10 protein-coding genes are annotated in these 14161 nt (G+C 52.4%); 8 read left to right on the top strand and 2 right to left on the bottom strand.

Going from position 1 to position 14161, the window contains the following annotated elements; genetic code table 11:
- The first annotated feature begins 242 nt into the window (after window positions 1–242).
- The 4 genes from AWJ19_RS00095 (at window position 243) to AWJ19_RS00080 (ending at window position 4175) form a co-directional block, all read left to right on the top strand.
- Window positions 243–1181: an aldo/keto reductase family protein gene (locus AWJ19_RS00095; protein WP_068720469.1), complete on the top strand. Its 939-nt coding sequence runs from the start codon at window positions 243–245 to the stop codon at window positions 1179–1181.
- Window positions 1182–1201: 20 nt separating this feature from the next.
- On the top strand, window positions 1202–2224 hold the full coding sequence (locus AWJ19_RS00090; protein ID WP_068720466.1) for an SDR family oxidoreductase: 1023 nt from the start codon (window positions 1202–1204) through the stop codon (window positions 2222–2224).
- Window positions 2225–2302: 78 nt separating this feature from the next.
- A complete protein-coding gene (locus AWJ19_RS00085; RefSeq protein WP_068720464.1) occupies window positions 2303–2968 on the top strand; it encodes a class I SAM-dependent methyltransferase in 666 nt (221 codons plus the stop codon).
- 172 nt (window positions 2969–3140) lie between these two features.
- Window positions 3141–4175 carry a CapA family protein gene (locus tag AWJ19_RS00080; RefSeq protein ID WP_068720458.1) on the top strand — a complete coding sequence of 345 codons (1035 nt, stop codon included), beginning with the start codon at window positions 3141–3143 and terminating at the stop codon, window positions 4173–4175.
- A gap of 456 nt (window positions 4176–4631) precedes the next feature.
- On the opposite strand, the gene AWJ19_RS00075 is transcribed toward AWJ19_RS00080, so the two are convergent.
- Both AWJ19_RS00075 and AWJ19_RS00070 read right to left on the bottom strand, forming a co-directional pair.
- Complete coding sequence (locus AWJ19_RS00075; protein ID WP_068720456.1) at window positions 4632–5465, bottom strand: carbohydrate ABC transporter permease; 834 nt, start codon at window positions 5463–5465, stop codon at window positions 4632–4634.
- Window positions 5465–6355 carry a sugar ABC transporter permease gene (locus AWJ19_RS00070; protein WP_068720454.1) on the bottom strand — a complete coding sequence of 297 codons (891 nt, stop codon included), beginning with the start codon at window positions 6353–6355 and terminating at the stop codon, window positions 5465–5467. Before AWJ19_RS00070 ends, AWJ19_RS00075 begins: the two co-directional genes overlap by 1 nt.
- Before the next feature lie 296 nt (window positions 6356–6651).
- On the opposite strand from AWJ19_RS00070, the gene AWJ19_RS00065 reads away from it, so the two are divergent.
- From AWJ19_RS00065 to AWJ19_RS00050, 4 genes are all read left to right on the top strand, one after another.
- Window positions 6652–8400, top strand: coding sequence for a histidine kinase (locus AWJ19_RS00065; protein WP_241781540.1), 1749 nt, complete (start codon window positions 6652–6654; stop codon window positions 8398–8400).
- Between the two features lie 4 nt (window positions 8401–8404).
- Window positions 8405–10051, top strand: a complete 1647-nt coding sequence (locus tag AWJ19_RS00060; RefSeq protein WP_068720451.1) for a helix-turn-helix domain-containing protein — start codon at window positions 8405–8407, stop codon at window positions 10049–10051.
- Between the two features lie 101 nt (window positions 10052–10152).
- Window positions 10153–11502: an extracellular solute-binding protein gene (locus AWJ19_RS00055; protein WP_068720450.1), complete on the top strand. Its 1350-nt coding sequence runs from the start codon at window positions 10153–10155 to the stop codon at window positions 11500–11502.
- A 631-nt stretch (window positions 11503–12133) separates the two neighbouring features.
- Entirely contained in the window at window positions 12134–14002 is a 1869-nt protein-coding gene (locus AWJ19_RS00050; RefSeq protein WP_241781539.1) for a glycoside hydrolase family 36 protein, read from the top strand.
- Window positions 14003–14161 lie beyond the last annotated feature (159 nt).

The following is a 14161-nucleotide window of genomic DNA, read 5'->3' as shown; positions in this document are numbered from 1 at the left end:
TGAAACTAAATAAGAACTAATGCAGAGAGTAGTTTTGTGATCCGATTACTCGTTACTCGCTATCCTCATATATAGCTATGCCCGATTTCCCGTCTGCAGATTATCGTTGTCTGTCATAGGGCTGGTTATTTTTTTTCAAACAGATAGAAATTCCTAGCAAACTGGTCTAAAATAACAAGTGCAATAGAAACACCGGTTCACAATCGGGCCGGATAAAGAGGAAATGGGAGGAGAAGTGTGGAATGAAGTACCGCAGATTAGGCGGATCGGGGCTAAAGGTTAGTGAAATCAGTCTGGGAAGCTGGTTGACGTACGGCGGATATGTGGAACGGGAAAATGCTGTCAGAGCTATTGAAACCGCTTACGGGTTGGGTGTGAATTTTTTTGATACGGCCAATGTGTATGAAAAAGGTGCGGCCGAGAAGCTGCTCGGTGAGACGCTGCGCGGATTTCCCCGCGAATCTTATGTCCTGGCCACCAAGGTATACGGCGTTATGGGAGACGGTCCGAATGACCGCGGCCTGTCACGCAAGCATATTACAGAGCAGTGCCATGCCAGTCTGAAGCGGCTGGGGGCAGATTATGTGGACATTATGTACTGCCACCGTTACGATCCGGAGACACCCATTGAGGAGACGCTGCGCACACTGGATGATCTGGTCCGTCAGGGCAAGGTGCTCTATGTCGGTGTAAGCGAGTGGACGGCTGCCCAGATGACAGAGGCGCTGGCTGTCGCGGACCGGTATCTGCTGGACCGCATTGTGGTCAATCAGCCGATTTACAATATGTTCGAACGTTATATAGAAAAAGAAATTATTCCGCTCGGTGAACGCAAAGGGATCGGACAGGTTGTATTCTCGCCGCTGGCTCAAGGTCTCTTGACCGGAAAATACAGCTCGGCGGAGGACATTCCTGAGGGCAGCCGGGCCTCCAGGCTGGAATGGATGCGTAAAGGGGTTACGGAAGAAAAAATCGCCAAGGTGCAGCAGCTGGGTAAAATTGCAGCAGAACTGGATCTCTCGGTCGGCAATCTGGCCCTCGCCTGGATACTGCGGCAGTCTAATGTAGCAAGCGCACTTGTCGGTGCAAGCCGGCCGGAGCAGGTAGAGGAGAATGTGAAGGCTGCAGGTGTCGAACTGAGCGGTGAAGTCTTGTCGCGGATTGACGAAATTATTGCCTAAAGAGAGAGGAGCAGATACAGATGAAGGTACTTTTTATCGGGGGCACAGGATTAATTAGCCAGGCCGTATCCAGGCTTGCAATCGAACAGGGGATTGAGCTGTATCTGTTTAACCGCGGGGAGCGCAGTGAATTCGTACCTGACGGGGCGGAGGTAATCCGGGGAGATATCCGCGATGCAGCGGGGGCCGCAGAAGCACTCAAGGGCTACGAGTTTGATGCTGTTGTAGACTGGATTGCCTTTACACCGGAGCATGTGCAGAGCGATATTGAGCTGTTTGCCGGCAAGACGAAGCAGTATATCTTCATCAGCTCTGCCTCGGCCTACCAGAAGCCGCAGCGGAGCTACCTCATTACGGAAGAAACACCGCTGGCCAATCCTTACTGGCAATATTCCCGTGACAAAATCGCCTGCGAGGAACTGCTGATGGAGGTACACCGCACCAATGCCTTCCCGGTCACCATTGTCCGGCCTTCGCACACTTACGGCGTTACGGCAATTCCGGCAGCGCTTACCAGCTGGCAGCATCCCTGGTCGCTGGTGGAACGTATCCGCAAAGGCCAGCCGCTGGTTATTCATGGTGACGGTACTTCACTCTGGACGCTGACGCACAATACAGACTTTGCCAAAGGCTTCATCGGCCTGCTGGGCAATCCTGAAGCGATCGGTGAGGCGATCCACATCACCTCCGATGAGTCACTGAACTGGAACCAGATTTATGCGGCCATCGGTGAAGCTGCGGGGAGAGAACCCAAGGTGGTGCATATCTCGACAGATTTCATCGCCGCCCATACGCCGGCGGGAACAGCAGACGGCCTGATCGGCGACCAGGCGGTAAGCAGTGTATTCGACAACAGCAAGCTCAAACGGCTGGTGCCGGAGTTCAGCGCCGCGGTTTCTTTTGCCGAAGGAATCAGGATGTCGGTTGAATGGTTCGAAGCCCGGCCGCAGCTCTGCTCCGTGGATACGGAGTGGTCCAAAATGCTGGACATGCTGATCAGCAGACATGGTGTTGATGCCAAGCTGCTCTCATACTACGTGTAACACGGATGTGGCATGAATCAGGGAATGGTGAATATACTCTCACTACCTACCGAAACCCGTAAAAAAGGAGTCCTGGTCATGCCGACACATCCTTATGTATCCCGTTTTTTCGTCCATTCCGATGCCCGCCGTGACAAGCTGATTTATGACTTGCCGGAGTCCTGGTGGAGCCGGCCTTATGAATATGAATGGTGTACCAACTTTGTTTCTCCCCATGATGTAGTACTGGATGCCGCCTGCGGCATTTCCCATCCGCTCAAGTTCTATCTTGCCGGCTTCAGCGCCGAGGTGCATGCCTGCGATAGGGATGCACGGATCCTATCACAGGAAGCCATCATCCGGAATATTGAAGATGACATTGGCGCAGAGGCAGCCCGTCAGATCCTGGCCAGGAGGACGACAGGCCTGCATCTGGCCCAGGCGGAGCTCACCTCCCTGCCGTATGCGGATGAAAGCTTTGATACGATTTTTTGTATTTCGGTACTCGAGCATTTATCGCTGAATGATACGATCCTGGCCATACGGGAATTTCACAGGACTTTGAACGGTGAGGGGCTGCTGGTGCTGACCTTTGATTATCCGACCGTCAATCTGCCGGTGATGAACGACGTGCTGCTGCAGGCTGGCTTCCAGTACTGGGGTGAGACAGATTTTAATCTTCCGGAGGATGCGCTGCGGACGGATCAGTGGGGCGGGCTCAGCTGCTTCCGGGCAGTGCTGAAGAAAGCGCAAAGCTATAGATGAACTTGAGAATCGGATAGTTGAGCTGCTGTAGAACCCTTAGGTTCAGGCTCGACAGCAGCTGCCGGTTCACTATTCTTAAATTCACGCTCTATAGCCGGGACTTTTTACTCTTTTAGATAACCTACGCTATCCGTTATAGTTGATAGATATCTTATCAAAAGGAGTAAAATGAGTGCGCAGAGCAATCCTACTTATTCTATTATTCTTTCTGCTGATTCCTCCCCCGGCGGTTTGGGGCGGAGCGTCCAAGGTGCAGCCGGCAGACCGTATTACTCTTACATTTGCCGGAGATATTCTGCTGGACGGCTTCGTAGGGGAGCAAATAGCAAGGTACGGGGTGAATTTTCCGTTTGCGAAGGTAGCTCCTGTTCTGCAAAAAGCTGATCTGGCCTTCGCCAATCTGGAGACGCCTGTATCGGTGCGCGGCCAGGCGGCAGAGAAGACCTTTGCCTTCCGCTCCAAACCGGAGACGCTCGGCGGATTAAGCTATGCCGGTATTGACGGCGTAACGCTGGCAAATAATCATATCCTCGATTACGGCCAGAATGCGATGCTGGATACACTGGTCCATCTGGACAGGAACAAGATCGGCCATACAGGAGCCGGCAGCAATATGGATCAGGCTTTCAAGCCGTATGTCAAAACAGTCAAAGGCAAGCGGATTGCTGTGCTTGGGGCAAGCCGGGTGCTGTCCGGACCTTCCTGGCATGCCGGAAAAAATACACCGGGTGCTGCCTCGGCTTACACGGCGGAGCCGCTGCTCGGGGCCATCAAGAAATCCGCCAAAGACAATGACTATACGATTGTATATCTGCACTGGAACGAAGAGTTCGCGGATTATCCGGAGAAGTACGCCCGTACGCTGGCCAAGCAGATGATCGACAGCGGCGCGGACATCATTCTCGGTGCACACAGCCACTGTCTGATGGGAATCGAGTATTACAAGCATAAGCCGATCTACTATTCGCTGGGTAATTTTGTGTTCAACAAATCGACGCGCGGCGGAGAGAAGACTGTGCATACGATGCTGGCCGACTTCACCATAACGGGTTCGGGGATCACCAGCCGGATCACTCCGCTCAAGATCATCGGCGGACAGCCGAACTTCATGGGAGCTGCCTATAATAAGGAAGCGATCATGAAGCTGAACAAGCTGTCGTTCAACGCGAAGATAGCTGCGGACGGAACGGTTAGTGAGAAGCTGTGAGCTTCAGACTGTAGGCTGAACGCCAAACACCATAAGCTAGGTTAACACAGCTGCTCACCTTACAGCTTCATGCTATAGCTTCTTCTGCTTCGAACCATCATCTAGTTGGATTTTAGTCACTTAATCCTGCGCTAACGCGGAGTTATTGTTGATTAGTTGGAAAAACGTATCTTAATTCGGCCGCAAAGCTCCAGTCGGAGCGATATCAGCGATATTAGGTGTCTTTTTTCCAACTAATGTCCTCTTCCCGGCATTTAGCCCGGAATTAGGTGACGAATTTCCACTTAGATGAATGGAGTCAAACATGTTCAATCCGCAAACAGGAGCATCGTTCATACAAAGATGTAAAAACACCCCATAGCCTTCGCGGCTATGGGGTGTTTGCTGTGTCAGTCATGCGGCATGGGGGTGTTTTACAGCTCATTCAGGCAGAAGCTTGCAGCAAGGCCAACCAGATCAGCCCTTAACCGCCCCGGCGACAACGCCTTTAACAATATACTTTTGCAGGAAGATGAACACGATGATGGACGGCAGTACGGCCATCACCATAGCTGTCATTGCATACTGCCAGTCGGAGGTGTACTGTCCGACGAAGGTGTAGGCGGCCAGCGTCAGTGTCTTGGTGTCCGGTGAGCCATTGACCATGAGGAGCGGGAGCAGGAAGTCATTCCAGATCCACATTACGTCGATGATAACGATGGTAGTCGTTACCGATTTCAGCAGCGGGAAGATGACGCTGAAGAACAGGCGGAAGCCGGAAGCCCCGTCGATCGTGGCGCTCTCGTCGATTTCCAGCGGAATCCCTTTAACAAAGCCGTGATAGATGAAGACGGCAAGCGGTGCGCCGAAGCCCCAGTAGAGCAGGCCGAGGCCCCAGGTACTCTCAGACAGGTTCAGGTTCTTGGCGGTCTGCAGCACGGTCAGCATAATGGACTGGAACGGAATCAGCATCGGCATAATGCAGAGGAAATAGATGACGCCGCTCCATTTCGTTTTGGTCCGGGCCAGCTTGTAAGCGGCAATGGAGGAGACGAACACAATCCCCAGCAGCCCGAGCCCGGTAATGATGAAGTTGTTCAGGAACAGCCGCGGATAGTTGATGAATTCCCATACATAAGAGTAGTTGGCAAAGGTCAGCTTTTGCGGCAGGGCAATCACGTCGGTCATGACCTCGCTGAAGCTTTTGAATGAGTTGATAATGGTCAGGAACAGCGGATACAGGAACAGCAGGGAGAGGAGGACAAGCACAATCTCGAGTATAATTTTGCCGGTCTTGTTGTTGGTTTTCATTATGCCTCCACCTCTCTTTTCTTGAAGAATGTAAGCTGGATCACGGTAACTATCAGCACTGCAACGAACAGGATAAGCGCTTTCGCCGTACCGTAGCCGTACAGGTTATTCTGGAACGTGTCACGGTAAATGTCATAGGCGATACTGTAGGTGGTTCCCCCGGGACCGCCGCCGGTCAGCGACAGGATAACGTCGAATACTTTAATGGAGTTGGTCAGCGCCATAAATACCGAGATGGTAATGGATGGTGCGAGCAGCGGCAGGGTAATGCTGAAGAATCTTCTCAGTGCTCCGGCACCGTCAACTGTTGCGGCTTCTTTGAGATCCTCAGGCACGGACTGCAGGCCGGCGATATAGATAACGAGATAGAATCCGATGGATTGCCAGATGGATACCCCTAATATGGATATGAAGGCCAGCCCCGGCGTCCCCAGCCAGCTCAGGCCGAAAATGCCCCAGCCGGTGCTTTCCCCGAGCGAGTTGAAGCCCTGCATAAAGATGAATTTCCAGATGAAGCCTACGATAACCAAACTGAGAATGTAAGGGATGAAGAAGGCCGCTCTCAGCCAGGAGGTAGATTTCAGCTTCATATCGAGCAGCACGGCCAGCAGAATAGCCAGCACATTGACGATAACGATGTAGAGCACCGCATATTTGATCGTAAACCAGGCCGAATCGGAGAAATTGGTATCTCCCGTAAAAATCTGCTTGAAGTTATCCAGCCCGACGAACTTGGGATGCTTGGAGATCCCGTTCCATTTGGTCATGGAATAACGGATGGTCATGATAAACGGAACATAGAAGGCTACTGCGATACAGATCAGAACGGGGAGGGTGAAGAGCCCGAACTCCGTTTTCTCGCGCCATTTTCTGCCGAGTGATTTTAACATGGATGCACCTCTTCTGCTATTTATAGGGTGGGAGTAAAGGACCCCGCTTGCCACACTTAACCATTCCGGTTAGTCTATATTGTGTATTATAGGGCAGCGCCGTATACTCAGAAATGGATTTAAGAAGACAGTTAGGGGTAAAAAAGTGAACTGAAAGCGGAAACAAAATTAGAGGCGGGGAGGCTGCGGCCATCATAAAAAACAACATACAAAAGCTGCTGGAGCCGCTCCTGGAGCGGGTTTCCCGCCGTCTGGCCAACAAGCTGATCCTGCTGTTCTCCATTATTATCATCCTCGTGGTCACGTCGCTGACGTTCATCTCCTACGGGATGCTGCGCAAGGAATCGGTGAACAACAGTATAGCGAGCACAAGCAACAATCTGCTGCTGGTCGGCCGCAATCTGGAGAGCTATCTGAACGGAATTGAGCAGCTGTCCCTGCCGCAGATCTCCTATGATGAGTTCGCTTACGCCATTACGCATGAATCACAGGATTATGCTTCCAAGATGTATGTGGAGGATTATCTGAAAAATCTCTATTTTTCACGCAAGGATCTGGAGTCCATCTATCTCTACATCATCAAGGAGCAGAAATATTATTACGTGACCAAGGAGAATTACAATATTACTGTCCGGGTCGCCGAGCATCCGCCGATTGATCATCTGACCTGGTACAAGCGTGCGCTGGCCAGCCCGAATAACCGGTCCTATCAGTCTTTTGTCAGCGATACAGCGGAGAAGGGCGACTACAAGGTCAATACGGATGCAAGCTTTATGGGCTATCACCGGCTGCTGCGTTCGATCGCTTCCCGTGAGCCTCAGGCGGTGCTGTCGCTGTATTTCAACTCCAGTGTAGCGGATGAGATTATGAAGGATATTCCCTTCTCGGAAGGGGACCATCTGATGTATATCAGCCCGGACAATGAGCCGTACGTGGTGGATGATAAAGCGTTCTATGCCCGGACGGAAGAGGCGGAACTGCTGAATAAGCTTACAGCGGAGCAAGGCGGACAGGTGACCTGGTCAGACGATCAGGAGAAATACCTGGTGATCTACGATATCAGCCAAAAAGAGGGCTGGAAGCTGGTCAAGCCGATTCCTTACAAACAGATCTATGAAGCGGCGACCACGACACGCAAGCTCAGCTATTCGATCGGGCTGCTCTTTCTGATGGCCTCGGTTATTCTGGTCGGCTTCCTGTCCAACCGGATTACCCATCCGCTGAAAAACCTGTCCCTGCAGATGAAACGCTTCAGCGCCGGCAGCTTTGAGGCGGAGGCGAGGGTGGAGGGCAATGATGAGATTGCCTATCTGTCACGGCATTTTAACAAAATGGTAGAACGTACGAATGAGTTAATCAATGAACGTTACAAGATGAAGATAGTTGAAAAAAATGCGGTGCTTAAAGCACTCGAAGCGGAGATTAACCCGCATTTTCTGTATAATGCCCTGCAGGCAATCTCCACCAAGGCGCTCAAGAACAACAATGATGATATCGTCGAGATGGTGGACAATCTGGCGCTTACCCTCAGGTATTGCATCAGCGGACGTGATGTCGTCCAGGCGAGCGAGGAGCTCCGGCATATTGAGCGCTACATGGCTTTGCAGAAAGCCCGGTTCGGCAGCCGGATGCAGGTGGTCTATGAATGGGATGAGAGCCTGCTTAGTCTGCGGATTCCGAAGCTGTCCGTGCAGACGCTGGTGGAGAACTGCATCAAGCATGCCCTGGAAAAGGTGTCGACCACCGTGACCATCCGGATTGAGGCGCATGTGACGCCGGCCTACAGTGTCATTTCGGTGATGGATGACGGGCCGGGAATGACGGCGGAGCGGCTTGGCGAGGTGCTGGGCTCGCTGCAGATTCAGTGGGATGAGGAGGGCAGCGGTACTGAAGCATCCGGGGAGGACGAAGGACATGAGAGCATCGGCCTCAAAAACCTGAATACCCGGCTGAAGCTGCTGTACGGTGAGGAAGCGGGTCTGCTGATAACAAGTGAAGGAAACGGAACGCAAATGGATATTCTTTTACCGCGGGGAGGCCAATAACAACATGTATAGAGTACTAATCATTGATGATGAGGAGCCGCTGCGCGAAGCGATTCATATTCTGGGCGACTGGAAGGGACTCGGGGTAAGCGAGGTACTGGAGGCGAATGACGGGAAGACCGGGCTGGACATGCTGCGCAGGGAGAAATTCGATCTGGCCCTTGTGGATATGAAAATGCCGGAGCTCAGCGGTAGCCAGCTGCTGCAGATTGCGGAGCAGGAATTTCCGGAGCTGCTGCTGATTGTGATCAGCGGCTACAATGACTTTGAATATACCCGGCAGGCGATCCGCTCCAAGGTGGTCGATTATTTGCTGAAGCCGGTGAACCGCGGCGATCTAAACAGTGCACTGCGCAAAGCTGTGGATCTGCTTGAAGCCAGGAAGCGGAAGAAAAGCGAGTTCATTGCACAGAACATCACGCTGAATATGTCTGTGCCCAAGCTCAAGGAAAAGATGTATCTGTCCATTCTGGACCGCAGCTTCAAGAACCAGTCGAATGAGGCCTTTCTGCCGCTGATCGGCGCGGATACAGCCGGCAACCAGTTTACGGCCGGCATTCTGCGGCTGCTTAATCTTGAACAGGTGCGCAAGGGGCGGTTCCATGAGGACCGTGATCTGATGCATTTTGCCGTGACGAATGTGATTAATGAGAACAGCGGCGGAGCATTTGAAGCATTCAGCTTCGTGAGCCCAAGGAATGAGCGGGAACTGATTGCGATTTTTACAATGAAAAAAGGGTATGAGGAGGATGCGGCCTTCCACTCAATGCATCAGCTGAAAAAAGCGGCTGCGACGCTGAAAGAGCTGTTCGGAATACACTGTGCCGGCGGGCTTGGAGCTACTTATGGCGACTACCTTGAGCTGGCCGGTTCATACGAAACTGCCAAAGCGCGGCTGGATGATGTTGACCTGCTGCAATTGAAAGGGCCGGTGGTAGCGGGCGGGGGTGCAGCGGTGCAGGAATTCAAGGACAGTCCTTCCCTGACCGGACGGATGCCGCAGATCCGCAGCATATTGGAGAGCGGCAATGCCGCCCATGCCAAAAGCATTCTGAACGAATTCACCCAGAGGTGGCAGTCCTCGGCCCATTTCAGCCTGGGGGATGCGGACCGGACACTCCGCGAACTCCTGATTCTGCTCGGCGATATTGCCGGAGAGCTGGATGAGGTGCCGGCTTCGCTGCGTGCAGTCAAGAATAAAGGGCTGGCTGCACTAGGCCTCAGCGGTGATTATGCTTCGTTCAGCCAGTTTGAAGGACTGCTGAATGAGCTTCTGGATGCCTATGCCGGTGAAATTAGCAGGTCGCTTGCCGGCAACCGCAGCGGTGTGCTGGAAAATATTAAAGCATACATTGATAACCATTATTTTGAGAATATTAAAATATCGATGTTCACGGATAAGTATTTCCTGAGCAGAGAATACTTGATGAAGCTGTTCAAGGGCAAATACGGCTGCGGCATTCATGAGTATGTGCAAAAGGTAAGGATGGACAAAGCCAGGGATCTGCTGGCCGACCCGGCGCTCAAGGTTCAAGATATTTCCGAAATGCTGGGCTACAAGGACAAGAATTATTTCAGCAAGGCGTTCCGCAATTACTATGATTGTTCGCCTTCTGAATTCCGGACCGGGAACCTGGAGGGAGAAAAGTGAAACGGTTACATTAGCCCACTTTTTTACCCTTAGAAGTTCACTTATGTACATTCTTATCCTTTTTCTTTTTATTTAGAATAAACACCAAGAACACAAGATACATGAGGAAAAGGGGGCAACATCATGTTAAAAAGATTTATGCAGTCTCAGCGAGCCTGTTGCTATTCGGGGGATTGCTGGCCGGCTGCGGGGGCAATAACAATAATGCCGCTAACAACACAGCTGGAACAAATGGCGGGGAAAATGCAGCTACCGAAACAGACTCCTCCAAGCCTGTAACCATTAATATGTTCACCGCATCACCGGAATACACGGACGCCTTCAATGCATACATTGCCGAGTACAAAAAAGTGAAGCCGAACGTGACCATCAACCTGGAAATTATGCAAGCCGACTATAACACCGTACTGAAATCCAAAATTGCCGCAGGCAGCACGCCTGACGTCTTCCAGACCACGGCCGGCGGGGATATTGATACTTTTGCCGAATACAGCGCTGACCTGACCAATGAACCGCTGGCAGCAGCCATGACAGACGCCGTACGGGCCAACATGACATCCTCTGACGGCAAGGTGCTGGGGCTTCCGGTAAAAGGTAACCTGTTCGTGCTGATGTATAACAAAAAACTGCTGGCCGATGCCGGCATCACAGAGGTTCCGAAAACAACAGTTGAGTTAGACGATGCCATCACCAAATTGGAAGCTAAGGGAATTACACCGTTCGCGAACGCCTACAAAGAGTGGTGGGTATGGAAGCACATCTTCCAGCACTTTGTAGACGCAGCGGCTATGGATGCCGGTATTGATGCCAAGACACTGGTAGCGAACTTCATCGCCGGTGAGACCACCTTCAAGGATCATCCGGTGCTGTACGATAACTTCTTCAACTTCATCGATACTACCGTTAAGCACGGAACAGACAAGCCGCTGGAACGTGACAGCAATGCCGAAGTGAGCGATTTTGCACTTGGCAAGGCCGCGTTCATGACCGGTAAAGGCGCATGGGATGAAGAAGCGATCAAGAAAATCACCCCGGACTTTGACCTTGGCATCGCCGGCTATCCGGTCAGCGACAAGGCTGAGCAATCCCAGATCATTACCGGTGCCGACCAGGCGCTGCGCATCAACAAGGATTCCGCAGTAGCTGCCGAAACCATCGAGTTCTTCAACTGGCTGTATACTTCCGACTACGGTAAAAGCTGGTTCTCTACTGTAGCCAAAGTAATCCCGCCAATCAAGGATGCTCCGATGCCTGACCTGCAGATGCCTAAGGAAATGGATGAAATCCTCAAAACCGAGAAATCCGGTGACCTGTCCGTCAACTACTCGCTGGATACGTTCCACCAGAAATTCGGCGAGCTGATGCAGGCCTACATAGGCGGCAGCAAGACGAAGGACCAGGCGATCGATGAAATTCAGAAAGCGTGGATTCAATTCGGTTCTGCTGAATAACAGAAATTGATAATCCGGGACGGTCTCGAAGGTAAGGTTCTTACCGGCGGGGCCGTCTTTTACTGTAGGGATAAGACAGGGATGATTTGTAAAATGATTTTTTGGTATTGGCCGTAACTGCGGAGAGCGTTTGGATTTCCGGCCGCTGTTATGTTTGGATTTCTTGATTTAAACTGCTGGCTGCAGTAGAAATCCAAACATAAAGGCGGACGCGTTCGCTCCTCCAATTCCAAACCTCCCCTCCGTTACTTATACCTTTTATTTGGATTTATAAATTCATTACAGATTAATAGCCAATTTGAGAGCCTTCAATCCCGCTTATCCATGAAGAATTAAATAGAGCAATTTCACTTAATACGCATATAATCAGGATAGAAAACAGTACTTGTCAGGAGGCTTACTATATGACCAGCAAGCTGCTAGAAATAAACGAAAATGGATTATATCTTACGATTGAAATTACAGAGGAGCTGGATGTAAGACTGCTGCATTTCGGGGCGCGCCGCTTAACCCGGGAGCAATTGCGGACAAGCATAAGCCGGGCTTCCGGCTGCTGGAGCTGCAGCTGTCAGGGGAGGACCGCGCAGAGTATCACGGACGGACGCACCGCGCCTCTTATCCGGGGCTGCGGATGGAATACAGCGGTCACAGTGATACCGTTAACACACTTGGACGCAAGCTGGAGCTTACACTCGCGGATCCAGTAACGGGTGTTAAGGCAGTGCAGCATTTTCAATTTTACAGCGGGGTGCAGATCGTACGTTCCTGGACAGTGCTGAAGAATGAAGGAGACAGTGAAACGGCTGTAGAATATATTTCTTCCTTTGCCCTTACAGGTGTGGACAAGGAGGGGGGCGGTGACAGGGGGGACAAGATAGAAGTTACCCTGGGACACAGCGGCTGGCAGAGCGAGCTGCAGTGGCGGACCTACAGCCTGCCGGAGCTGGGCATGTACCATCTGGCTGACCGGGGCTCGAAGCGGATTGCCGCCAGCAATACCGGCTCCTGGTCGGCGGCGGAGCTGCTGCCGATGGCGGTGCTGCACAACAATGAGAGCGGAAGCAGCCTGTTCTGGCAGATCGAGCATAACGGCTCCTGGCACTGGGAGCTGACCGACCAGTACGATCAGCTAACTCTGTTGGTCAGCGGACCAACGGAGCATGACAACCACTGGTGGCTGAAGCTTGCGCCGGGTGAAGAATTCACCTCCGTGCCGGTTGCCGCCGGCTCCGTGCAAGGGGGAATAGAAGCTGCTGCCGCGCAGCTGACGGCCTACCGCCGGATCATCCGCAGACCGAATGAGGACAATGAGCTGCTGCGGATTATTTTTAACGATTATATGAATTGTCTGTGGGGCAGCCCGACGACAGAGAAGCTGCTGCCGCTGATTGATGCCGCCGCAGATGTGGGCTGTGAATATTTCTGTATTGATGCCGGCTGGTACGCGCCCGGAGAATGGTGGGATGGTGTAGGCCAGTGGGAGCCTTCGGCTGAACGTTTTCCTGAAGGGATCAAATACGTGCTGGATTACATCCGCGGCAAAGGCATGATTCCCGGGCTGTGGCTGGAGCTGGAGGTCATGGGGATCAACAGTCCGAAGCTGGCCGAAACGGATGACAGCTGGTTCTTCATGCGGCACGGCAAGCGGGTCAAGGACCGCAGCCGTTATCAGCTGGACTACCGCAATCCCAAGGTTATCGAACATGCGGATGGTGTTATTGCCCGGCTGGTAGAGGAGTATGGTGTAGGCTATATCAAGATGGACTACAACATTAATGCAGGTATCGGCACCGAGACGGATGCAGACAGCTTTGGCGACGGGCTTCTGCAGCATAACCGGGCCTATCTGGCCTGGCTCGACAGCATCTTTGCGCGTTACCCGGAGCTGGTCATCGAGAACTGCTCCAGCGGCGGCATGCGGATGGATTATGCTATGCTGAGCCGTCACAGTATCCAGTCCACAAGTGACCAGGAGGACTACGTGAGCTATGCGGCGATTGCCGCCGGTTCCCCGCTGGCGCTGACCCCGGAGCAATCGGCGGTCTGGTCTTACCCGCTGCGCGAAGGCGATGATGAAGAGGTCATTTTTAACATGATCAACGCCCTCCTGCTGCGTGTGCACCAGAGCGGCCATCTGGCAGAGCTTGCGCCCGGCCGCAGGGAGCTGGTGCGTGAAGCGCTGGATTACTATAAATCGATCCGTGCTCAAATCCCGCAGGCGATGCCGTTTTGGCCGCTTGGCCTGCCGGACAGCCGGGGACAGTGGGTCAGCTATGGTCTGCAGCACGGTAATATCCGCTATCTGGCAGTCTGGCGGATTGCCGGGGAAGAGCAGGGAATAACGCTGCCGCTGCCGGAGCTTGCCGGCCGGGAGGTACAGCTCAGTTGTGCTTATCCCAAACAGCATGGCTCCGAATGGAGCTGGAATAAGGCGGAGGGCAGCCTGACCGTATCTGTTCCGGCCGGAAGAACGGCCAGACTGTTTGAGCTGCATAGTTAAAAGGGTAAACAAGGTCTTAAGCACCGTACGAATAGAGACATCCTTCGCAATCTGGAAATCATTGACCAGTGCTTGCGGAGGGTGTTTTTGCTATTTTCGCAAAAAAATATTATTATTCATGTAAAACTATCTAAAAATCATAACTCAACTTCGCAGCTC

It is taken from the genome of Paenibacillus sp. DMB5, assembly GCF_001517085.1.
Taxonomy (GTDB): domain Bacteria; phylum Bacillota; class Bacilli; order Paenibacillales; family Paenibacillaceae; genus Paenibacillus_AQ.
The sequence above is the reverse complement of the archived record's forward strand: the minus strand, read 5'-3'. Positions and strand labels throughout refer to the sequence as shown.

Excerpts from the sequence above, each read along its gene's own strand:
- AWJ19_RS00060 (WP_068720451.1), top strand. The coding sequence starts at position 8,405 with ATGTATAGAGTACTAATCATTGATGATGAGGAGCCGCTGCGCGAAGCG.
- AWJ19_RS00050 (WP_241781539.1), top strand. The coding sequence starts at position 12,134 with ATGGAATACAGCGGTCACAGTGATACCGTTAACACACTTGGACGCAAG.
- AWJ19_RS00085 (WP_068720464.1), top strand. The coding sequence starts at position 2,303 with ATGCCGACACATCCTTATGTATCCCGTTTTTTCGTCCATTCCGATGCC.
- AWJ19_RS00075 (WP_068720456.1), bottom strand. The coding sequence starts at position 5,465 with ATGAAAACCAACAACAAGACCGGCAAAATTATACTCGAGATTGTGCTT.
- AWJ19_RS00095 (WP_068720469.1), top strand. The coding sequence starts at position 243 with ATGAAGTACCGCAGATTAGGCGGATCGGGGCTAAAGGTTAGTGAAATC.
- AWJ19_RS00070 (WP_068720454.1), bottom strand. The coding sequence starts at position 6,355 with ATGTTAAAATCACTCGGCAGAAAATGGCGCGAGAAAACGGAGTTCGGG.
- AWJ19_RS00055 (WP_068720450.1), top strand. The coding sequence starts at position 10,153 with ATGAGGAAAAGGGGGCAACATCATGTTAAAAAGATTTATGCAGTCTCA.
- AWJ19_RS00090 (WP_068720466.1), top strand. The coding sequence starts at position 1,202 with ATGAAGGTACTTTTTATCGGGGGCACAGGATTAATTAGCCAGGCCGTA.